This window comes from Pseudomonas cichorii (genome assembly GCF_019719005.1).
In the GTDB taxonomy this organism is placed as follows: domain Bacteria; phylum Pseudomonadota; class Gammaproteobacteria; order Pseudomonadales; family Pseudomonadaceae; genus Aquipseudomonas; species Aquipseudomonas cichorii_E.
Genome location: NZ_JAIGPJ010000019.1, coordinates 24,859 through 47,045, shown reverse-complemented (window position 1 = coordinate 47,045; position 22,187 = coordinate 24,859). Strand labels below are relative to the sequence as shown.

Genomic DNA, 22,187 nt, shown 5'->3' with positions numbered 1-22,187 from the left:
TTTCTTTATCCCTGCACACCTGCGCCAGTTGCCCTGATGACGATCATCTTCGTTCAGCCGCTCCGAACACCTCGAAACAGATTTGAAAAATCTCGTCGGGCTCAACGAGCACAAGTCATGAAACCTGTACCCACTGAACCCGATAATTTTCCAAGCTTCAAGGTCTGGCACCCAGACGACGAATGGCAGTCTCTATGCCCCCTCAAAGCGACGAAAGGCATAGCCATGTGCTATCCATAACGGTAACACAAGAGTAAATTTTGGATCCAAGGCAGCGCAATTCATCCGCAGGAGCACCGATGAAAATTCAGACTTGTTTGCTGGCACTCTTGATCCCTGTTTTCTCGGCCCATGCCGCCGAGAAAACCATTGTCGTTCCCAGCGACCCGACCGGAAACTACGCTCTAGTAGAAAAGAGCGGAAACGCCGGACAGCGTGTGGTCATCACCAAACGCGAAGGCTTTCTGGGCGTGATCTATTCAAAGCGCGTCTATAACTGCCAGAACCGCACGGTGAATCTGGTAGGTACCGGAGCAACGCTGGAGATCCTGGAACAATCGCGTCCGGTCAGCGGCATGGGCCCGATCATTCGTGACTCCACGGCTGAAGATATTCATGCCGAAGCCTGTAGCTGACAAGACACCGAAAACAAAAAGGGGCGCCTTCAACAGGCGCCCCTTTCTTTTGCACTCAGAGCCAGGCCTTTATCTGCTGGCTAACCGCGTTGGTTGAAATCCCGTAGCGGTCATGAAGCGTTGGCAAGGCTCCGGCATCCAGGAAGGCATCCGGCAGGGCAATCTGCCGGAAGGTCGGGGTTACGCCGTTGCGCAGCAGTACACCCGCCACCGCTTCGCCCAGGCCACCAATGATCGAGTGGTTTTCAGCCGTCACCACCAGTCGTCCCGGTTTGCGTGCTTCGGCCAGGATGGTCTGCTCGTCCAGGGGTTTGATGGTCGGGACATGCAATACCGCCACGTCCACACCATCGGCCTGAAGCTGTTTGGCTGCTTCGAGGGCGCGCATGGTCATCAGGCCTGTGGAGATGATCAGCACATCGTTACCGGTCCTGAGGGTTTTCGCCTTGCCCAGCTCGAAGGTGTAACCATATTCGTCCAGCACCAGAGGCACGTTGCCCCGCAGCAGACGCATATAGACCGGGCCTTGGTGCGCGGCGATGGCGGGCACGGCCTGTTCGATTTCCAGCGCATCGCAAGGGTCGACGATCATCAGGTTCGGCATGGCGCGAAAGATCGCCAGATCATCGGTGGCCTGATGGCTTGGGCCGTAGCCGGTGGTCAGGCCAGGCAAGCCGCAGACAATCTTGACGTTCAGGTTCTCTTCGGCAATCGCCATGCAGATGAAGTCATAGGCACGACGCGAGGCGAACACCGCATAGGTGGTCGCGAACGGCACGAAGCCTTCCCGGGCCATGCCCGCTGCGGCGCTCATCAGCAGTTGTTCGGCCATGCCCATCTGATAGAAACGCTCGGGATGCGCCTTGGCGAAGATATGCAGGTCGGTGTATTTCGACAGGTCGGCAGACAACCCGACGATGTCCTGACGCTGATCGGCCAAAGCCGCCAGGGCATGACCAAAGGGAGCCGAGCGGGTCGCCTGCCCTTCGGAGGCAATCGAGGCGATCATGGCCGAGGTGGTGAGGCGTTTCTTCGGCGCTTCGCTGCCGGGTGTGTTGTTTTTCAAAGTGCTCATACGGTTCTCCCGGTTTCCAGCCCAGCGTCCAGATTGTCCAGTGCAACATCCCACTCGTGTTCATCCACCCGAATGAAGTGGGTCTTTTCACGGGTTTCCAGAAAGGGAACGCCCTTGCCCATACGGGTATCGCAGATGATGACTCGCGGCTGTGCGCCGCTGTGATTGCGCGCCGCATCGAAGGCCTTGACCAACGCCTCCAGATCATTCCCATCCACTCGCTGGGTAAACCAGCCAAAGGCCTGCCAGCGGTCGACGATAGGCTCAAAAGCCAGGATTTCGCTTGAATGGCCGTCGGCCTGCTGGTTGTTCACATCGACAATGGCGATCAGGTTATCGAGCTTCCAGTGGGAGGCGGACATCACCGCTTCCCAGGTTGAGCCTTCATTCAACTCGCCGTCAGACAGCAGGTTGTAGACGAAGGAAGACGACTTCTTGCGCTTGAGGCCCAGGCAGGCTCCCACGGCGATGCCCAGCCCGTGACCCAGCGAGCCACCGGTGATTTCCATGCCCGGCGTATAGGCAGCCATCCCCGACATGGGCAGGCGGCTGTCATCCGAGCCGTAGGTTTCCAGCTCATCGGCGGGAATGATTCCGGCCTCGATCAGTGCGGCATACAAGGCAATCGCATAGTGCCCGATGGACAGGTAGAAACGGTCCCTGCCCTCCCATTCCGGGTCTTCGGGCCGATGGTTCATGGAATGGAAGTAGGACACCGCCAGCAGATCGGCAGCACCCAGCGCCTGGCCGACATAGCCCTGGCCTTGAACCTGGCCCATGAGCAAAGCATTACGGCGAATATTGTGAGCACGTTGCGCCAGGGTCAGGGCGCCGGTCGATGTATCAATAGCAGTCATTCGGGAAACTCCTCAACTTAGCGGTTGACCAGTGCAGCCGGGACACGCAGCACCAGAAAGGCACCAAAGACCAGCACGCCTGTAATCAGGTACATGCCAATGGCACTGGAGCCTGTAGTGGTCGTGATCCAGCCGATCAGATAGGGGGAACAGAAGCCGGCAAGGTTGGCAAAGCTGTTGACCGCTGCGATGCCTGCCGCCGCCGATACGCCACCCAGCAAGGTGGTGGGCAGCATCCAGAACAGCGACGACGCGGACAGAATTCCGGCAGCGGCCAGGCACAGGCTCATGATCGACAACAGCAGGTTGCCGCCCATTACGGCCGCCAGACTCAAGCCTATCGCCCCCGCAATCATCGGGATCACCAGGTGCCAGCGCCGCTCGCGGTGCTTGTCACCGCTGCGCCCCATCAGCAGCATCGCGAAGATGGCGCAGATATAAGGCACGCTGCTCAGCAGGCCGATGTGCAAAGGATCAGACACACCGGCATTACGCACCAGCGTCGGCAACCAGAAGGTGATGGCGTACTGGCCCATGACCACGCAGAAGTAGATGCCCGCCAGCAACCACAGACGCCGGTCGCGAATAAAGGCACCTGTGGATTCATGGACGACTTTCTGGCTGTTGTCTTCTTCAAGCTCACGCAAGACCAGCGCTTTTTCATCGTCATTGAGCCAGGTGGCCTGATGCACGCCATCCTTGAGATAGCCCAGCACCATCAAGCCGACCACCACAGTGGGAATGGCTTCGATGACGAACATCCATTGCCAGCCCGCCCAGCCGTGGTAACCGGCAAAGCTGTTCATGATCCAGCCGGACAGCGGCCCGCCGATCATTCCTGACAGCGGAATGGCGACGAACCACAGCACCGTCATGCGCGCACGACGATAGGACGGAAACCAGTAGGTCAGGTACAGCAACAGACCAGGAGCCAGACCGGCTTCGGCAACCCCCAGCAGGAAGCGCAACACATAGAACTGCCAGGCGGTTTCGACGAAGGCAAACAACGCCGAGATGATGCCCCAGGTAATCATGATCCGGGCAATCCAGATCCGGGCACCGACCCGATGCAGAATGATGTTGCTGGGCACCTCACACAGGAAGTAACCGATGAAGAACATGCCGGCACCCAGGCCGTAGACTGCCTCGCTGAGGGCCAGGTCGTTCATCATCTGCAATTTGGCAAAGCCGACGTTGACCCGATCCAGATAGGCGCACAGGTAGCACAGCATCAGGAATGGCATCAGTCGCCAGGCGGTCTTGCGATAAGCGTTGGAGCGCACGGTGGTGACCGCGTCCGCAGACAAGGTGGTCGTTGTCATGATGGTCTGATCTCTTGTTTTTATTGACCGCCAGGCTCGTGACCCGGCGGTATCATCGATACAGAACAGTACGGGCAGGATTGGCCCGCCCGGTTTAGTGAATCAGCATGCCGCCATTCACATCCAGAGTAATGCCGGTCAGGTACGAAGACAGATCGCTGGCCAGGAACAACGCCGCATTGGCCACGTCCTGAGCAACGCCCAGACGCCCGAGTGGAATGCCTTCGATAATGGCGTGGCGACGCTCATCCTGCATCAGGCCGCCGGTGATGTCCGTATGGATCAGGCCCGGCGCGATGGAGTTGACGCGCACATTGTCCGGCCCCAGTTCCCGCGCCATGGCCTTGGCCAGCCCCAGCACACCGGCCTTGGCCGCGCTGTAGTGAGGGCCGCCGAAGATACCACCACCGCGCTGGGCGGAAACCGAAGACATGCACACGATGCTACCGCTGGCCTGTTTGCGCATGGCCGGGATCACCGCCTGGGACATGAGCAGTGTGCCGCGCAGGCTGACATCCAGCACCTTGTCGTAATCGCTGCGACCGATGTCCAGGGTCTTGAGTGGCTGGGTGATACCGGCGTTATTGACCAGCACGTCGATGCGGCCAAAGTGTTCCAGAATGCGGGCCACCGCCTGAGAGACATGAGCTTCGTCCGCCACGTTGGCAGCAAGGCCCAGATGGCCTTCCCCCAGCGAAGCGGCGGCGTCACGGGCGGCAGACTCGTCCAGGTCCAGAATGACCACGCGAGCGCCCTGCTGGGCAAACGTGGCGGCAGTGGCTCGGCCGATGCCCCGTGCAGAGGCGGCGCCGGTGATGATTGCGATCTTGTCTTGAAGAATCATGGGCAGGGTTTTCCTGATTTGTTTTTATTGGATCGACCCAGGTCGAATCGATGACCCAGCTTGTGCCCCGCCCCGAAGCTGAGCAATAACGCGACTTTCAGCAAGTGCTGAAAAAAAATCAGCACTCGGCCAATGAATCGGTGATATTTGGACGCAAAGAAAAGCTGACCAAGGCCGGATACCCGCATGCATACCCCAGGCGACCCTTCACTCAATCTGCCACCGCTCAAGGCCATTCAAGCCTTTGAACAGACTGCCCGCTTCGGCAATGTGGCGCGCGCCGCCGAACAACTCAACCTGACGCCTTCGGCAGTCAGCCATCAACTGGCCAAGCTGGAATCCATGATCGGTCGCCAGTTGTTTCTGCGCACGGCAAGAGGCGTGAGCCTGACGCCGGTGGGTGAACAGTACCTGTCGGAGATTTCAGGGATACTGCACAGCTTCGCCGTGGCCACCGAACGGGCCGCCAGCGATATCAGTCTGGACTGTCTGCGACTGCATTCCGCACCCAGCTTCGGCTTTCTGTGGTTGATGCCGCGCCTGGAAAGATTTCGCCAGAGTAACCCCGATATTCAGCTGAATCTGTCGTGTTCCTACGAATCCCTGCATTTCAGCCGCGACAAGATCGATGTGGACATTCGCCATGGGCTACCCGACTGGCCAACGCTGGAAGTGCGCACGGTGCGCAACGAACAGATCGCGGTCATGGCTTCGCCTGCCCTGCTGCACAGGAGTCCCATCCACAGCGCAGCAGACCTGCTCGGCAGTCCACTGATCCTGTCCGAAGCAACGCTTATCAAATGGCCACAATGGTTTGCCCGGCACGGCCTTTCCCGCCCGGAAAAACCCTACCCGCTGAGTTTCGACCGCTCGTACATGGCCCTCGAAGCGGCCAGTCAGGGTCTTGGCTTTGCTCTGGAAAGCACCCTGCTGGCCCAGAAGTATCTGGCCAGAGGCGATCTGGTGGTTGTATCACCCGAAGAGTTGAGCGCACCCATCACCGCCCACCACCTGGTATTCCCAAAGGCCCATGCCGGTTTTCCCAGGGTGAAGCGGTTTCTGGAGTGGATGCAGAGTGAGTTGGGTGGGGATTTTTCGTATTGAGGATCTTTGAATCGCGGCCTGATCCGCGCTCATCAAACATGAACCAACGCCATGAACTAAATGAAACTTCGTAGGAGCGAATTCATTCGCGAGACGGTATTCCAGGCGATAAATTTTCTTGGGATGTACCGGCCTCTCGCGAATGAATTCGCTCCTACTTCGATGGCTCTAAAGAACCCCTAGCAACGCCCAGACCCTTCTTGCCTCGGCATCGGAAGTAATCAACTCCGAAAGCAGTTCCTTGAGGGGTTTGTTGCCCCACTCCACGCCTTTGCGGATCAGGTAAGGCACCGGGCTGTGGGGTTCGTTTCTGGCCAGGTAATCGGCTATCAGCAACAATTGCCGATAGGCCTCTTCACGATTGCGGGGCTCGCTGAAGGCCCGTGCTGCGGCGTTCGACTCAGGCGGGGTATCGAGGGTCATGTCGGCAGAGGCCTCTTCGGTTTCCGGCGGCAAGGGTTGTGGGGGATGCATGGCGATGAATTCCTTGAACAGTACCGACAGGGACTCAAGCGCCAACTTCAGTGGTGCGTAAGACGGACCATCCTCGGCAAAATACCCTGTACTCCAGCTATCCAGCGCCTCCAGTTTCTGCAACGCCCTCTGGGTGATTTCATGGCTGCTCAACCACCAGGCAACCGGCGTGGCGCGCACCCGTTCATTGAGCCGGGCCTGGTCGCTGGCAGCGTTTTCGGCGGCTATTTTGGACGCCTTGCTGTCGTTGATCTGCACTCGGTTGCGTTGCAGTTTCTGCCAGTCACTCAGGACATAACCGGCAAACTCGCCTTCCCGGCTCTCGAACAAGTGGAATTGCGTGCGCAGCAGTTCGGTATAGCGACGCACGATCCACTCAAGGGGCGTCGCGCGCCATGACAGGTCGCCATCAGCCGGTTGTGGATGCAGCTCCTCTGGGTAGCGCTCGCACAGGCCGATCAGCAGGCTCAAGGCATCAACGATTCCAGAGCGGGCGTCCTTGTGCAGCCAGGCCTCGCCCAGCCAGCCGGCAATCATCAGGTCCTTGCTTTCCCTGAGCATGACCGCGGTCGCAATCGCTTCAACCTGCCCCCAGTCGGCACGCTTGATGTCCGCCTGCCAGACACCCATCGGCAAGCTGGCATCGTCTTCACGGCGCAACTGGCGCAAGCGGTCGTAGATGGGCTCGTGGCGCAGGTTCACGCCGCAGGGCGATTGTCCGAACAAGGGTTCCAGCAGTTCGCTGACCCGTGATGAAAGCTGACTCATCGATACACTCCAGCATCAACTACAGAACGAGGGGACGAGCCGAATGGCGAGCGAGGTGCCTGCACCGGCAAGGGTTGGATCGACAAAGGGGCTTTGCCGCCCTGGCTCATCAGCGACAGGCGCACGAACATCAGGGTCTGGTTTTCTTCATTGGCCGGCGCATGGACAGGCACTTCAAGTGACAGTGGGAATTCCGTGTAATCGACGTTGGGCTGACGTTGCACCGACACATGGGCGCTCATCAGGCGCAGCAATGACCACGGCCCAAGGTATTGCCACTCGGCTTCCAGCCCGTTGACACGCAAGTCGGACTGCAACGGATCGTTGACCGGGCGCTGAGTACCATCCCGGGCCCAGCGCAGGATCAGGCTGAGCGGCTGACCGACATTCCAGTGCAGGACCTGCTGTGCCTGGCCCGGATAACTGATTTCACGGTTTCCCGATACCAGTTTCCAGTTGATGACCTGATCGGCACCGCGCTCACTGTCACGATCCGTGCGCCACTGGATTTCCATGTCCGCGCCCACCAGCCCGGCCTTGTCACGCATCAGCAACGCGCCAAGCCAGGGTCGGGCCAGCTTCAGGCGTTCAAGAAACTCGGCAGCCGCCGCCCGGTCCCGGGACTGGGCATTCTTGAGCCCGTCCTGAGCCTGTGGCAAACGCTCGTCGATCAGGGTCAGGAAATGCTGAACCCGCGCCGGGTCGGCATCCGCCGCGCTCAGGTCATGAGCGAAGGGGAAGCGTCCCGACAGATATTGATTGAAGTAGCTGGCCAGTGCGTTCCAGGCTGCAGTGCCCTGCTGTTGTTGCAAAAGCTGGCAACGGCGCAGAGCCGCCTGTTGCAGGTTCAGCCAGCGCTGGGTCAACTGCCCGGTGCTGACCGGCACATTGGCCGACTGCAGAATGGTCAGGCAGGTGTTCTCGTCCATGTCGTTGAAGTCGCGACTGAGCAACTGAGTGATCAGGGCCGGAGAGCTGGACGGGTTCTGTGCCTTGTACTTGTTCATCTCCTCGCTCAGGGAAGCGAACCGGGTCACTTCCTCGACGCTGACCAGCGGCAGGTTCTGCAATTGAGTCTTCAGCCACTCCACCGCCGGTGCATGTTGCTCGGTGATCTTGGAGATCACCGCGAACTGCTGGTCCAGGCCGCGTTTGAGATCCTGAGCATCCGTGGCGCGCAACAATTGCAGACCAAAGTTCTTGCCGCCATCCCATTCACTGATGTCAGCACGATCCCGGAACAGCGGTTGTTCCAGCACCATGTCGGTCGCCGTCGAGATATCAGCCAGTGCGACCCGGTTCAGGTAGTTCTGAAGGCTGATGGCGAGCTGGGGATGCTTGAGCTCGATAAAGGCCTTGTGCAGCGCCAGTGCCTGATCGGTACGGATATCGAAAAGCCGGACGTCCTCTTCAGATCCCGACGAAGACGCATGGGTACTCAGGCTCGACCACATGGAATCTGCGGCGGCCTCTTCGGCAGTGCTCAACATGGCCGGGCGATACATGGCCGGAATATTCGGCAGTTCTTCACGGGCATACAGCTTGTAGCTGTTGTAGTGATTCAGGGCGATGCTCAGGCCGTCGTTATCGATATGCTGCGCCGGCCCGTTTTCACCGCGGCCGTCCTGACGCAACGCGCTGGCCACGAAGTCGCGGCGCAGCAACGAGTTGATGGCCGCATGCAGTTGCGAAACCCGCTCCTGCAAGGTCAGTTGCCCACTGCCACTCTGGGTCAGCAGGCTATTGCTTGCGGCGCCCTGAGCAATCCATTGCCCTTTGAAACTGTGCTGCAACTGGGCCGCCTGGCTTTCAAGCTCCTGGGCAACCTGCGGCCCCAGCAACTTGCTTTGCCTGACACTGTCCATCATCGCCAGATAACCGGGCACCAGTTCCTGGCCTTTGCCACGGCTCCAGGTGGCATTGGTCAGGTCGATGACTGCCTGCAAATCGTCGATCAGGTCCTTGATGCGTTCCAGTTCTTCAAGATCGTTCTCGGTACTCGACTCCAGACGCTCCAGATGCAGCTTGAGATAACCGGCGGCGGTGATGAAGTTGTCCGCCCGGTAATATTGAACCAGCCACTTCTCCATGAGCTTGGTGAAGTTGGTGGTCACTTCCTTGCGATGAGCCAGTAGGTCCAGCGGTTGCAGAGATGAAGCGCCCTTTTCCACCATCAGCCGGTTATAGAACGACTCGCGATGCAAGGTGCCCGCATTGAGGTTCAGGCTCAAGGCGTTATTGCTCAAAGGCACCAACTCATCCAGCGGCGTTTTCTGGTTGCCCAGCGACAGGCTGTACAGATTGCTCATCTGCTCCAGACGGGTTGCCCGCTCCACCAGATCCCTGGCCTTGACGTAACTCTGCCACAGCGCTGGGTCGTCGCCCTCTTGAGCGGAGCGCCGGTCACTGTCGGTGATCGCCAGCAATTCTTTGGTCTGAGCCAGCAGCAAGTCATGCAAGGGCTGGCGCATGTGGCTCATGGACATGTGCCGCAATACTCCGTCCAGACGGGTATCCAGCGAAGAAAACCAGGAGCTTGGGTAAACCGGAGAAGCGAAATGCCAGCGCGGCGCATTCTGCAGCACATTCCAGAACGCCTGCACATTGCTGCGGGTCAGTTCCTGGCGGTGAGCGTCATCGCTGACCTGTACGTAATTGCGCTGAGCCTCTTGCAGCAGGCGGGACAACTCATCGGCTTCATCTATGGAATAGCGCCAGACCCAGAGCATGGAAATGCCCCAGACCACGCCAAAGACCAAGGCACCAATGGCCGTGACCCGCTGCCAGCGCCGACGCAGATGCAAAAGGCGCGGCACAGGTTGCGCAAGGCCGCGCTCGGCATTGATGCGATGCTGCCAGAGCATTGAGGCGAAGACGCTCTGCATGAGCGGCGCATCGGTTGCCGACAGCGTTTCATGACCCGGAGCCGATGCCTGATCGGCGGTGAAATACAGCCCCCGAAAACGTACCGCCTCGCCTTGGGCATTGCCCTGAAAGACCGGCTCCAGCAGCATTTGCAGGGAACGGCGCAAATCCTTCAGACGCTCGGGCAGGAAACTCAGCTCACCACTCAAGTGGCCCGACAACGCCCCCACCTGAACAATGGCTTCCGAAAGTGCCTGCACCACGGAATCGAGCGCAGTATCGCTCCACTGTGATTGCCAGACCATTTCCGGGTCATAAGGCGAACTCCAGCCCAGGATCTGCTGGCGAGTATCCTGAGGCAAGGCCATGACCAGATCCTGAAAGCCGGGAATCTCGTCCATGCCGTTGATCACCACGTACACCGGCACACTGAGCCCAAGGCGTTGCAGCAGATCGATAAAGCGCCGACGCGCCGCCAGCCCGAGTGAGGCCGCGCGCTCACCATCCAGAAGATCGGCAGCCGAGATGTTCCAGACCACTCCGTCCAGAGGGCGCTGACCACGGATGCGCAGCAACAGGCCCAGCAGGCTAGCCCAGCCGTTACCCTGAAGCTTCATGCCTTCTTCGGGCATGAACAGCGACTGCGGCACCACCAGCACCGCGCCTTCGGGATCGGACCACCAACGGCCAAACCATGCGGGCTTGTCCGTTGGCGAAAGATTCCAGGCCGAGCACAACTGGGAGCCCTGAGCCTCATCGCCCACCATCAACAGCCAGGAAGTCTGGTAGTGATCGCGCACGCCCTGATCCTTCTCCATCTGGCGCACGGCAAAATGGAAACTGCGAATCGCCGCACCGCCACGGGTACGCAACCACCAGATGCACAACAGCACAATCAGCAGGACGATAACGATGCCGATCACCCAGCCCAGCATTGCCAGCGTCATGACAGGCTCTCCACAACGGCAAAGGGCGTCGCCAGATGCAGGACCGGCTCCAGACGCTGGCCGATGTCATGCCAGAACAATTGACCGATACCGATAAACAACAGCGTGAACGCCAGAATCACCAGTCCCAGACGCAAGCCGTCAGGCAAGGATTTACGCAGCGGCAACTGACGCGGCGCAACACTGGAAGGTTCGGCCAGCAACTGGCTGACATTCGCGTAGTCCGGCTCGCGCTGGCGAGTGAAGGTAAACAGCGCATGACGCCATTTTTCGTGCAGGGCCTGACCGCGCTCCCCACGCAAGTGGCCGTGAAAACCGAGGATCAGGCACAGCAGGTAAACGTTGCCCAGATCGCGATTGGTGGAAACCTGCTCATCGAGCAAGCGCTTGATTTCCAGCGGTAGCCGCTGACCGGCCTGACGGCTTGAATACAGACGCGATTCAAGGGGCTTTTCCTGCCAGGCGCTCTGCCCTGACCAGTCGGCGTACAGCAGGGTTTCGTCCACCAGCGCGACAAAGGCATAAACCATGGCTTTCATCTGCTGAGTCGCGGAATCCCCCACATTGGAGAATGCATTGCGCCACAGACGACGCGTGATCCGGGTCGAGAGTTCGGCTACGGCCTCCACCAGCTTCGGGGTATCTTCGCCACTCTTGTCCAGTTCGTTCCAGGCGGTCAGCCACTGCTGCCACGCCTCGCGAAAAGCGCTACTCAACGGTGCATCCTGCATGACGCGCACCCGCGAAACGGCATTCCCTTCAGGCATACGACTTCCCTACCGTACTCAGGCGGATTCGTTGGTGGTTTTGTCGATGAACAGAACGACTTGCCAGGGGCTGACCGCGCCTCCTGAAATGGATGAAACGATGTGCAACGGCTGAGTCGGGTCGAACCACTCGCCACTGGCCTGGATGACAAACAGCCGCGTGTCATCGCCCGTGCTGTAGGCAACCTGTTCCTGACGACTCATCGCCTGATGGGACAAACCGCTCATGCGCTGGCGTGCCAGCACCGGAATGTGCGGCCCGGAAGCGATGATTGCCCTGCCCAGCCAGTCGGTTGCCGCCTGCGTGGCCGCACCGGCCGGCATGCGCAAGCCGACCACCAGTCTTTGGCGAGGCTTCTGCTCGGGCAGCGTAATGGAAAAGACATGCTCGGCCTGCTCGAAAGGCACACTGCGAAAGCCGACTCGCACCTGCTCCAGAGTGTGCTCCAGCCAGGTCAGCACCTGATCGTAGCCGCGATACAGATCGAGAAAATCCAGCGGCGCATAAGCTGGCACACCCGAAACCGGGTCCAGTGCCGACCAGCTACCGGTCATGCCGAGCAACAGCCCATGCAAACCTTGAGCGGTAGCAACGCGACTGTTCAAGGCACCTTCCACTTCGGGCAATCTGGCCCAGAGCGCAGCCGATTGCAGACGGATTTCTTCGGCATCGTCCTGGTTACCCGCCTGCTGGGCCTGACGCAAACGGCCGGCGAGAAACATGCATTTCTCCCGGGTCCGGGCGCACAGCTCGGCCACGCGACGCCCCAGCAAGGACTCAGGCAGGATCAACGGTGTCGGCGCGACATAGGGCAATTGAACGAAACCGCCACCTTCTTTACGCACATGCAGCAGAGGCAGGCAGATGGAGTCGGCCCTGTTGGCCTCGGTGACCAACCGTGGATTGGGTCGCCAGACAGTGATGGTTTCCGGGTTCTCGCCACTGGCCAGATCCGGCAACGAATCGCCGAGCACCGATTGCAAGCGGCCCTTGAGCGGCAACAACTGACCGGCGCGCCACAAGGGGCTGACCGCCAGATAAACCATCACGGTGGACGTCGGGGATGCTGCAGCGGCCTCGTTGATATCAAGTTCCACCATCGACCCCGATCCGGCACGAATGCTCAGGGGCATGCCATCAGGCAAGGTGGCGTCCAGCGCCAGAATGCGAACCTGCCCGGCAAACAGGGCCGAAGGATCCAGATCAAGATTCGAAACACCCCAGTACCAAGGATTTGATGCCTGGGCCAGATGGGCGGCCAGCACTTCGGCCCGCAAGCCTTGCAACTGAAAATGCTGGGGCAGCAATTGCATGCCTTCGTGCCAGCAGACTGCATCAGGTAGCACGCTCATAAGGTTTCCTTGACATCCTGTGTGTGGCGCATGGTCAGTGCGACGCAATACTCAGTGAACATTTTCGTCGAACAGCGTCATTTCCCGGCTATCGAATTTCAGCCATATCCTTCGCTGACCATCGAGCCGCAGACGGTGCGCGCCGGGCGTATTGTAATTGGCAAAAACCAGCAGCCCCATGGAGGGCTTGCCGTCCAGCGGGAAAGTACCCGATTCGATCAGTTGCCCCGGCACCAGCTCCATGCCCCAGACAGCCATGAGCTGGCGGTAATCGCGGCGGTATTGTTCACGCTCGCTGAACCACTGGCTGGCGGTCAGGCCGGACAGTTTATTGAGCAGGTCGGGGTCATTGACGGAGATGAAATCGACAGCGACAGGCGAGTCATCGTTGGCGCGCAGGGCTACGTCCAGGACGAGTGAGTCGACGCTTACCTTTGGATCCAAAAACGAACAGCCCGTGAGCGTGAAAACAGCCAGCAATACGGCAATCCATTGTCGGTATTTGAACTGTTTTACGGTCATGATTGTCCAAGAAAAATTTTGTATTGCTTTTGGGCGTTCCTGTTATAGCATCAAGGCCAATTCGCCACCATGACGAATTTAGACGATTGCAGAAATAGACCCGTGCGGATCTGTTCTGCGGTCAAGCAAGGGAATGCGAGCATTGGGAAACCGTTGCATTGCGCCCGCCTTATGCATCGGAGTTCAGCCACCATGGCCGAGAGTACTCAGCACAAGCTAGACAGGGTTCGCCCGCCTCGTGTTCAGATCACCTACGACGTAGAAATCGGTAATGCCATCGAGAAAAAGGAACTGCCGCTTGTAGTCGGCATCCTGGCCGATCTGTCAGGCAAACCTGATGCTCCTCCTGCAAAACTGATCGATCGACGTTTCGTTGAAATCGATCGCGACAACTTCAACGAAGTGCTCGCCTCCATCGCTCCACGTGCGGCCATCCAGGTCGACAACACCCTCAGCGGCGACGACAGCAAGCTCAACGTCGAACTGCGCTTCGGCCATATCGACGATTTCGATCCCATCAACCTGGTCAAGCAAGTCACGCCTCTGCGTCGCCTGCTCGAAGCCCGTCAGCGTCTTCGTGACCTGCTGACCAAGCTCGACGGCAATGACGATCTGGACAAGCTGCTTCAGGAAGTCGTCGCCAATACCGAAGGTCTGCAACAGATCAAATCGGCCCGCCCTGAAAGCGAAACGGGAGCGCCACAAGCAGGTACCGGCACAGCCGAAGAGTCGCCTGCCGAGCCGCAAGCCTGATTGTCATCGCCCACCCATTCGCTGAGGATTAACCATGGCCACATCAACCAGCGCTGAGAATCAAGGCAGCGAAGGCTCAACCCAGACATTGTCCCTGCTGGACAAGATCATCGCCGAAGGCCGCATGGCCCATGACGACAGCCAGCAAGGCTACGCTCGCGACATGCTTGCCGAGTTCGCCACCCAGGTCCTCGATGAAGGCATGGCGATCGACAAAGACACCGTCGCCATGATCAACGACCGCATCAGCCAGATCGACTCGCTGATCAGCGACCAGCTCAACGAGATCCTCCACCACGAGGACCTGCAAAAGCTCGAAGCATCATGGCGCGGCCTGCACTCACTGGTGCAGAACACCGAAACCAGCACCCGCCTGAAACTGCGCCTGCTCAACGTCTCGCAGAAAGAACTGCAGACGGATCTGGAAAAAGCTGTCGAATTCGACCAGAGCGCGCTGTTCAAGAAAATCTACGAAGAAGAATACGGCACCTTCGGTGGCCATCCGTTCAGCGTACTGGTGGGCGATTACACCTTTGGCCGCCACCCGCAGGACATCGGCCTGCTGGAGAAGCTGTCCAACGTTGCAGCCGCCGCCCACGCGCCGTTCATTGCCGCCGCCAGCCCGCGCCTGTTCGACATGAGCAGCTTCACCGAACTGGCCGTGCCTCGTGACCTGGCCAAAGTGTTCGAGAGCCAGGAACTGATCAAGTGGCGCTCCTTCCGCGAAAGCGAAGATTCGCGCTATGTCTCCCTGGTACTGCCGAACTTCCTGCTGCGCCTGCCTTACGGCCCGGACACCAGCCCGGTGGAAGGCATGAACTTCGTGGAAGACGTCACCGGCACCGACCACAGCAAATACCTGTGGGGCAATGCGGCCTGGGCTCTGTCTCAGCGCATCACCGAGGCCTACGCCAAATACGGCTGGTGCGCGGCGATTCGCGGTGCTGAAGGCGGTGGCGCGGTCGAAGGCTTGCCAGCGCATACCTTCCGCACGTCCTCGGGCGACATCTCGCTCAAGTGCCCGACCGAAGTGGCGATCACCGACCGTCGCGAAAAAGAACTCAACGACCTGGGCTTTATCTCCCTCTGCCACAAGAAGAACAGCGATGTCGCTGTGTTCTTCGGCGGGCAGACCACCAACAAGCCCAAGCTCTACAACACCAACGAAGCCAACGCCAACGCCCGGATTTCCGCGATGCTGCCGTACGTGCTCGCCGCCTCACGTTTCGCTCACTATCTGAAAGTGATCATGCGCGACAAGGTCGGCAGCTTCATGACCCGCGATAACGTTCAGACCTACCTGAACAACTGGATCGCGGATTACGTACTGATCAACGACAACGCGCCCCAGGAAATCAAGGCCCAGTACCCGCTGCGTGAAGCCCGCGTGGACATCACCGAGGTTCCCGGCAAGCCTGGCGCCTATCGCGCCACGGTGTTCCTGCGTCCGCACTTCCAGCTGGAAGAACTGACTGCCTCGATCCGTCTGGTCGCCAGCCTGCCACCTCCGGTAGCAGCCTGACCCTGAGCCCTGCGGGCCTGGCTCGCAGGACTTCTCCCCCACTTTCTTTTTGCCAATTTGCAGGAGTTACACCCGATGGATGCGATCATTCTGGATCTGGGTGACGATATTAAAGGCGACAGCATGCTGGAAGGCTTCACGGACAAGATCGAAATCATGTCCTACAGCCATAACGTTGCCATGCAAGTGACCAACGACGTCAGCAACTCGGAACGTACTTCGGGTAAACCCCATGTCGGTGAGTTCACCCTGACCAAGTTCGTCGACAGCTCCACACCCAACCTCAACAGCTACTGCTGCGCGGGCAAGCCCATCGCCACCGCCAAGATCACCATTGGCCGCAACGCCTCCGAAGGCAGCGGTCAGATCATGCCGTTCATTGTCTACACCCTGGACAACGTGGTGCTGTCCAACGTCAGCGTCAGCGGCGGTGCCGGTGGCAAACCGGTGGAAACCATTTCGTTGAACTTCACCAAGATCAAATGGGAACTGACGGCCCAGAAAGACGATGGCACCAAGGAAGGCGTGGCTGGCACCAGCTGGGACCTGGCCGCCAACAAGAAAGCCAGCTGAGAAAGGTAACTCGCCATGCCAGGCACAGGCATTCGTCCGCCGCTATTCGAGCGCCTGGCTTTCAGCGAGGAGCAGACGCAGCACACGAGGTTTTTCGACCGACAGGCCCTGGCCGACTCGGTCCGGACCGAACTGGTGCGTCTGCTCAATACCCGCCGTGCCTCCCGCAACATGACCACGCCACCAACCCTGCTCGACTACGGCATCGCCGACTGGAGTGCCCTGCAAGCCAGCAACAGCGATGACCGACGCCGCATCACACGGGAAATCCGCGCAGCAATCACTCATTTCGAGCCACGACTGCACCTTAGCGGTGTGGACGTACAAGCCGTACCCGGACGCCCTCGGCAACTGGATATACGCCTGAGCGGCACCCTGCGCCATGACCGTCAGGAATGGCCTGTGGCATTCGCGGTGCAGACCTCGCAAGCCGGGCTGGAGGTCAGCCATGAGCGATTCGATTGACCCGCAACTGCTCGACTATTACCAGCGCGAACTGACCTGGCTCAGGCATGCCGGCAGTGTATTCGCCAATCGTTACCCCAAAGTCGCCAAACGCCTGGAGCTGTCTCCCGGCGAAAGTCAGGACCCGCATGTGGAGCGCCTGCTGGAAGGTTTCGCCCTGCTTGCTGCGCGCCTGCAACGACGCCTCGATGACGACTACGACGAATTCAGCAACGCCCTGCTGGAACAGCTTTATCCGCTGGCCATCAGGCCCCTGCCCTCGTGCAGCATCGTGCGGTTCGAGCCGGACCCGAGCAAAGGCAACCTCGCAGCGGGCTATGCATTGCCCCGTGACACGCCCTTGTTCGTGACCACTGCAAAAGGCGAAAGCATTCACTTTCGCACCAGTGCCGAAGTGACCTTGTGGCCCATTCAGATCAGCGAAGCCGTACTGCTCAATGCGGAAGAAACACAGGCCCTGACCGGTGTGATCCAGGCCCGCTCGGCACTGCGCCTGAGTCTGGAGTGCCTGGGAGAAACAACGGACTGGGCACACCTGAGCATTGAACACCTGCGCCTGCATCTGGACGCCTCGCCGGTAGTGAATGCCGCGCTTTACGACTTGCTGGGGGCAAATGCCGTCAAGGTCTTGAGCGGCTCGCCAGGCACTCAGCCAGTTGCTCATGGCGACCTGCCGGAAATTGCCGGTTTCGCCAACGACGAAGCCCTGCTGCCGGAAGAAGATGGCGTACATCCCGGCATGCGTTTGTTGGCCGAATATTTTGCCTTTCCGGAAAAATTCCACTTCTTCGATATTCCCTTGAATACGGCCCATGTCGAAGGTCGCACGCTTTATCTGTATATCGTCTTCGACCGTGCGCCACAGGCTCGCCTGCATCTGCAAGCCAGCGATATCGCCCTGGGCTGTACTCCGGCGATCAACCTTTTTCCGCGCACCTCCGAACCACTGCGCCCGGACGGTACGCAAAGCGAATACCGACTGATTGCCGACAGCCATCGCGAGAACAGCGTCGAGATCCACAGCATCCGTGGCATGCGCGCCGCTTCGCCTCAAGGTGCACGCCCGGTGCCAGCCTATTACGGCAGCCAGCACAGCCTGGGTGACAGCAACCTCTACTGGCATGCCCGACGCATCAGCGGCCTGACGCCCAACCGACTGGGCAGCGACCTGATGCTCAGTCTGGTCGACACCCGCTTCGACCCGCTGCTCGATGCGCCCGACTACAGCCTGACAGCCGAACTGCTTTGCACCAATCGCCATCTGGCCCAAAGCCTGAGCGCAGGTACTCCACTGAGTTTCGAGCGACCCGGCCCGGTGGCCAGGGCCAGCCTGATCAACCCGCCAAGCTCACAAAGCATCCCTCAACTGGGTGGCGAATCACGCTGGCGGCTGATTTCGCAACTGAACCTCAACCACCTGTCACTGGTGGAAGGCCCCAAGGCGCTGGAAGCCCTCAAGGAAATCCTCAGCCTGCATAACCTGCGCGACGAGGCCAGTGCCCGTCGGCAGATCGAAGGTTTACAAAAAATGACCTGCGAGCGGGTCATCGCCCAGGTGGGCGAAGATGCCTGGCGCGGCTGGCGCAACGGGCTGGAAGTCAGCCTGCAACTGGACCCGGAACACTTCGTCGGCAATAGCGCCGTGCTCTTTTCCGCCGTGCTGGCACAATTTTTCTCGCTCTACGCCACCGCCAACCGCTTCGTGCGCACGGTGCTGGTCAACTCGGACAAGGAGGTCAAGACATGGCAACCCCAGGCCGGCATGCCCCTGTCCCTCTAAGCGAGGTATTGCGCAAGGAACCACAGGCTTTCGAGCTGTTGCAGGCCTTGCTGATTCTGGAGCGCGAGCAACCCCAGGCTTCGCCACTGGGCACCGGCACCTCGCCCCAGGCCGAAGCCATCCGCCTGCGCGGCCCGCTGACACCCTTGTTCGCCTCCAGCGAAGTCGAAAACCTGACCCAGGAACCCGGCCAGCAACCGGTACTGACGACGCCGATCTTTGGTCTGGGCGGCCCCGATGGTCCGTTGCCCTACGCCTTTCAGGAATGGCTGCAACAACGCGCCCGCGCCAAGGATCATGCGCCAGGCGAATTTCTCGACCTGTTCCAGCATCGCCTGCTCAGCCTGCTCTATCGGGTGCTGCGCAAGCATCGCGTGGCGGTGGGATTTTCCGTGCCTTCGGCCAGCCCGGTGCAGGCGCAGCTGCGCGCACTGACCGGCTTGCTGCCCAAATCCCTGCAGGAACGTCAGGCACTGCCAGACGCCGCGATCATGGCGCGCAGTGCCTTGTACTCGGGTGGTCGTCGTTCGATTGCCGGTTTCGCAGCCATCGTGCGCCAGCATTTCGGGCTGCCGGTACAGATCAGCGCCTACGAAGGCGCATGGCGCAGCATTCCGCCAGCCAGTCGCAGCCTCCTGAAACCCGGTGGCCGCAATCTGAAACTGGGCAGTACCGCCATTGCCGGGACCCGCGTCTGGGATGAGCATGCCGGCATTCGCCTGACCATCGGCCCGTTGCAGAACGAACAGGCCAGACGCCTGCTGCCCGACGGCGAAGCCCATCAGCAACTGGCAAGCATGGCCGCCCTGTATTTCGGTCCCGATCTGGACTGCTCGCTGACCCTGCTGGTATCAGGCGCAGAACCGATGGTCATGAATCGCGAGAACCCGCCGACCCTGAACTGGAACGGTGGCTTGCGTAGAAAACCCAATCAAGACGTGCAGCGTATCGATACCCGGCTGCGCCAAGCGGAGATGGCCTGAATATGGAACTCGGCAGCCTGATAGCACGCCTCAACGCCGACAGCCGCCGCGCTCTGGAACGCGCCGCACAGCGCTGCCTGCAACGGGGTCATCACTACGTTGAAATCGAGCACCTGCTGCTGGAGCTGCTGGATATCGAAGGCGGCGACTTTGCCTGCCTGCTGCCGCGTTTCAGTCTGGAACGCGATGCGCTAACCGCCGAAATCAACAAGGCGCTGGAGCTGTTCAAATCCGGCAGCACCCGCACACCGGCCTTGTCCGCGCAAACCATCGGCCTGCTGGAAGACACCGTGATGCAGGCCAGCGTCATGGGCCAGCAAAGCATTCGTTCGGGGCTGTTGCTGTTGGCGCTTCTGGACCGGGATGAACGCCGCAGCCTGCTGCTTAACAGCGCATCCTCATTGCTGCGCATTCCTCGGGATGTGCTGCGCAACAACTTGCAGGAATGGGCACAGTCTTCTCGCGAACACATCGCCATCGCAACACCCGGGCAGCCCGACAAAGCTCCGACCAAGACTGTCGAAGACTCGACCCTCGACCAATACACCCAGGACCTGACCGCCGATGCCCACGCCGGGCGCATCGACCCCATCGTGGGCCGCGACGGTGAAATCCGTCAGTGCATCGACATTCTGCTGCGCCGTCGCCAGAACAACCCGATTCTGGTGGGCGCACCGGGGGTGGGTAAGACCGCCGTGGTCGAAGGCCTGGCGCTGCGCATTGCTGCCGGTGATGTGCCGCCGTCCTTGCAGGATGTCAGCCTTCGGGTGCTCGACCTTGGCCTGCTGCAAGCCGGTGCCGGTGTCAAAGGCGAATTCGAGCAGCGCCTCAAAGGCGTGATTGATGCGGTACGCAGCGCCGAAAAGCCGATCATCCTGTTTATCGACGAAGCCCACACCCTGATCGGGGCCGGTGGGGCCGAAGGCGGCAGCGACGCCGCCAACCTGCTCAAACCCGCGCTGGCTCGCGGCGAACTGCGCACCCTGGCCGCCACCACCTGGATGGAATACAAGAAGTATTTCGAGAAAGACCCGGCCCTGGCCCGGCGTTTCCAGTTGGTACAGGTGGAGGAACCGGACGAAGCCACAGCCGTGGAAATGCTCCGTGGCGTGGCGACCAAACTGGAACAGCACCATGGCGTGCAAGTGCTGGACGCGGCGATTCACGATGCGGTGAAACTCTCACACCGCTACATCTCCGGGCGGCAATTGCCGGACAAGGCCATCAGCATCCTCGACACCGCCTGTGCCCGTGTCGCCCTCGGCCAGCACGACGTGCCACCGCCACTGGAAAGCCTGCGCCATCGCCAGCAAAGCCTGAAAGAAGAACTCGAACGCCTGCGTCGCGAACAGGCCACCGGCCTCGATCATCGGGAGCGCATCACCACGCTGGAAAGCGAATCGGGCAGCAACCTGCAAGCCATCCGTGAACTGGAAGTGCGCTGGGGCGAAGAGCGTGAGGCCGTACGCGAGCTGTTGGAAACCCGCCGCGAACTGCTCGCCCTGAGCGAGCGCGTCGACGCCAATACCGACCTCGCCAAACGCGACCCGGACACCGACAGCCGCATCGACTACCTGGCCTCCGAACTGGTGCGCCTGGAAGCCGGTCTGGATGCCATTCGCCAGGACGATCCGCTGGTGCCGGAACAGGTCGACTCCAAGACCGTCGCCGCCGTAATCGCAGGCTGGACCGGCATTCCGATCGGCAAGATGCTCGCCGACGAAGCCCATGCCGTACGAACTCTGGGCCAGCGTATGGGCCAGCGAGTCATGGGCCAGAAAGCCGCCCTCGACACCATCGCCCAACGCCTGCAAGCCTACCGCGCCGGCCTGACCGACCCGCAGAAACCGGTGGGCGTGTTCCTGCTCCCCGGCCCTACCGGCGTCGGCAAGACCGAAACCGCCTACGCCCTGGCCGATGCCTTGTACGGCGGCGAGCGCAACCTGATCAGCATCAACCTTTCCGAGTACCAGGAAGCCCACACCGTCAGCCAGCTTAAAGGCGCGCCACCCGGTTATGTGGGTTACGGCACCGGCGGCGTGCTGACCGAAGCCGTACGCCGCAAACCCTATTCCGTGGTGCTGCTGGACGAAATCGAAAAAGCCCACCCGGACGTACTGGAAGCTTTCTATAACGTCTTCGACAAAGGCGTCATGGAAGACGGCACCGGCCTGGTGGTGGACTTCAAGAACACCGTCATGCTCGCCACCAGCAACGTCGGCGCCGAACTGATCCTCGACACACCGACCGCCGAACTCGACAGCGACCCGTTCAACGAACGCCTGCACAAAGTCCTGCTACAAGCCTTCCGCCCTGCCTTTCTTGCGCGCATGACCGTGGTGCCTTATCGCCCGCTGGATGAAGGGACGCTGGAAGGAATCGTGCTGGCCAAGCTGGAGAAACTGCGCGGCCGGTACAAGGCCGCGACGGGTAAACAGTTTGATTTTGATAACGGGATTGTGAAGGCCGTGCTGGCGAAATGCAGTGGGGCTGGGGCGAGGGATATTGAGAATGTGCTGATGAAGCAGGTGACGGGGAAGTTGGCGGAGTGGGTGTTGGAGTGAATAACCCCCTTCTT

Annotated in this window: 18 protein-coding genes; 9 read left to right on the top strand and 9 right to left on the bottom strand. The window is 60.1% G+C overall.

All coding sequences use genetic code 11. The features are described 5' to 3' along the window. Positions 1-299: 299 nt before the first annotated feature. Complete coding sequence (locus tag K5D32_RS15215; RefSeq protein ID WP_221600837.1) at positions 300-635, top strand: hypothetical protein; 336 nt, start codon at positions 300-302, stop codon at positions 633-635. Between the two features lie 55 nt (positions 636-690). Here K5D32_RS15215 and K5D32_RS15210 read toward each other — a convergent pair whose 3' ends face one another. The 4 genes from K5D32_RS15210 to K5D32_RS15195 all read right to left on the bottom strand — a co-directional run bounded on the left by K5D32_RS15210 (position 691) and on the right by K5D32_RS15195 (position 4,733). Continuing rightward, positions 691-1,710, bottom strand: coding sequence for a transketolase family protein (locus K5D32_RS15210; protein WP_221577793.1), 1,020 nt, complete (start codon positions 1,708-1,710; stop codon positions 691-693). Beyond that, the gene (locus K5D32_RS15205; RefSeq protein ID WP_221600835.1) at positions 1,707-2,567 is read right to left on the bottom strand and encodes a transketolase; all 861 of its coding nucleotides are present in this window, start codon (positions 2,565-2,567) and stop codon (positions 1,707-1,709) included. The genes K5D32_RS15210 and K5D32_RS15205 overlap by 4 nt, the downstream gene beginning before the upstream one ends. A 17-nt stretch (positions 2,568-2,584) precedes the next feature. Beyond that, on the bottom strand, positions 2,585-3,889 hold the full coding sequence (locus K5D32_RS15200) for an MFS transporter (RefSeq protein ID WP_221592830.1): 1,305 nt from the start codon (positions 3,887-3,889) through the stop codon (positions 2,585-2,587). Between the two features lie 94 nt (positions 3,890-3,983). Beyond that, on the bottom strand, positions 3,984-4,733 hold the full coding sequence (locus tag K5D32_RS15195; protein WP_221577796.1) for an SDR family NAD(P)-dependent oxidoreductase: 750 nt from the start codon (positions 4,731-4,733) through the stop codon (positions 3,984-3,986). Positions 4,734-4,919: 186 nt separating this feature from the next. Between K5D32_RS15195 and K5D32_RS15190 the strand changes: the two genes are divergently transcribed. Next, a complete protein-coding gene (locus K5D32_RS15190) occupies positions 4,920-5,837 on the top strand; it encodes a LysR substrate-binding domain-containing protein (RefSeq protein WP_221600833.1) in 918 nt (305 codons plus the stop codon). 168 nt (positions 5,838-6,005) lie between these two features. On the opposite strand, the gene tssA is transcribed toward K5D32_RS15190, so the two are convergent. Genes tssA through K5D32_RS15165 form a run of 5 tightly spaced genes read right to left on the bottom strand, consistent with a single transcriptional unit; the run spans position 6,006 to position 13,533 of the window. Continuing rightward, positions 6,006-7,079: a type VI secretion system protein TssA gene (tssA, locus tag K5D32_RS15185; protein WP_221600831.1), complete on the bottom strand. Its 1,074-nt coding sequence runs from the start codon at positions 7,077-7,079 to the stop codon at positions 6,006-6,008. After that, on the bottom strand, positions 7,076-10,891 hold the full coding sequence (locus K5D32_RS15180; RefSeq protein WP_221600828.1) for a type VI secretion protein IcmF/TssM N-terminal domain-containing protein: 3,816 nt from the start codon (positions 10,889-10,891) through the stop codon (positions 7,076-7,078). The genes tssA and K5D32_RS15180 overlap by 4 nt, the downstream gene beginning before the upstream one ends. Further along, complete coding sequence (locus tag K5D32_RS15175; RefSeq protein ID WP_221577800.1) at positions 10,888-11,658, bottom strand: DotU family type IV/VI secretion system protein; 771 nt, start codon at positions 11,656-11,658, stop codon at positions 10,888-10,890. The genes K5D32_RS15180 and K5D32_RS15175 overlap by 4 nt, the downstream gene beginning before the upstream one ends. Before the next feature lie 18 nt (positions 11,659-11,676). Beyond that, on the bottom strand, positions 11,677-13,011 hold the full coding sequence (gene tssK / locus K5D32_RS15170) for a type VI secretion system baseplate subunit TssK (RefSeq protein ID WP_221600826.1): 1,335 nt from the start codon (positions 13,009-13,011) through the stop codon (positions 11,677-11,679). A gap of 51 nt (positions 13,012-13,062) precedes the next feature. Then, positions 13,063-13,533, bottom strand: coding sequence for a type VI secretion protein (locus K5D32_RS15165; RefSeq protein ID WP_198725905.1), 471 nt, complete (start codon positions 13,531-13,533; stop codon positions 13,063-13,065). 192 nt (positions 13,534-13,725) lie between these two features. On the opposite strand from K5D32_RS15165, the gene tssB reads away from it, so the two are divergent. From tssB to tssH, 7 genes are all read left to right on the top strand, one after another. Beyond that, a complete protein-coding gene (gene tssB / locus K5D32_RS15160) occupies positions 13,726-14,286 on the top strand; it encodes a type VI secretion system contractile sheath small subunit (protein WP_025259751.1) in 561 nt (186 codons plus the stop codon). Between the two features lie 34 nt (positions 14,287-14,320). Next, positions 14,321-15,808 carry a type VI secretion system contractile sheath large subunit gene (gene tssC / locus K5D32_RS15155; RefSeq protein ID WP_025259750.1) on the top strand — a complete coding sequence of 496 codons (1,488 nt, stop codon included), beginning with the start codon at positions 14,321-14,323 and terminating at the stop codon, positions 15,806-15,808. A 75-nt stretch (positions 15,809-15,883) separates the two neighbouring features. After that, positions 15,884-16,381 carry an Hcp family type VI secretion system effector gene (locus tag K5D32_RS15150; RefSeq protein ID WP_117164857.1) on the top strand — a complete coding sequence of 166 codons (498 nt, stop codon included), beginning with the start codon at positions 15,884-15,886 and terminating at the stop codon, positions 16,379-16,381. Between the two features lie 15 nt (positions 16,382-16,396). Beyond that, a complete protein-coding gene (gene tssE / locus K5D32_RS15145; RefSeq protein ID WP_221577802.1) occupies positions 16,397-16,846 on the top strand; it encodes a type VI secretion system baseplate subunit TssE in 450 nt (149 codons plus the stop codon). Beyond that, the gene (tssF, locus tag K5D32_RS15140) at positions 16,830-18,626 is read left to right on the top strand and encodes a type VI secretion system baseplate subunit TssF (protein WP_221600824.1); all 1,797 of its coding nucleotides are present in this window, start codon (positions 16,830-16,832) and stop codon (positions 18,624-18,626) included. Before tssE ends, tssF begins: the two co-directional genes overlap by 17 nt. Beyond that, a complete protein-coding gene (gene tssG, locus K5D32_RS15135; RefSeq protein WP_198725911.1) occupies positions 18,590-19,609 on the top strand; it encodes a type VI secretion system baseplate subunit TssG in 1,020 nt (339 codons plus the stop codon). The genes tssF and tssG overlap by 37 nt, the downstream gene beginning before the upstream one ends. A 2-nt stretch (positions 19,610-19,611) precedes the next feature. After that, positions 19,612-22,173 (top strand): type VI secretion system ATPase TssH, encoded by a 2,562-nt coding sequence (gene tssH / locus K5D32_RS15130; RefSeq protein ID WP_221600822.1) that lies wholly within the window; start codon positions 19,612-19,614, stop codon positions 22,171-22,173. Positions 22,174-22,187: the final 14 nt, after the last annotated feature.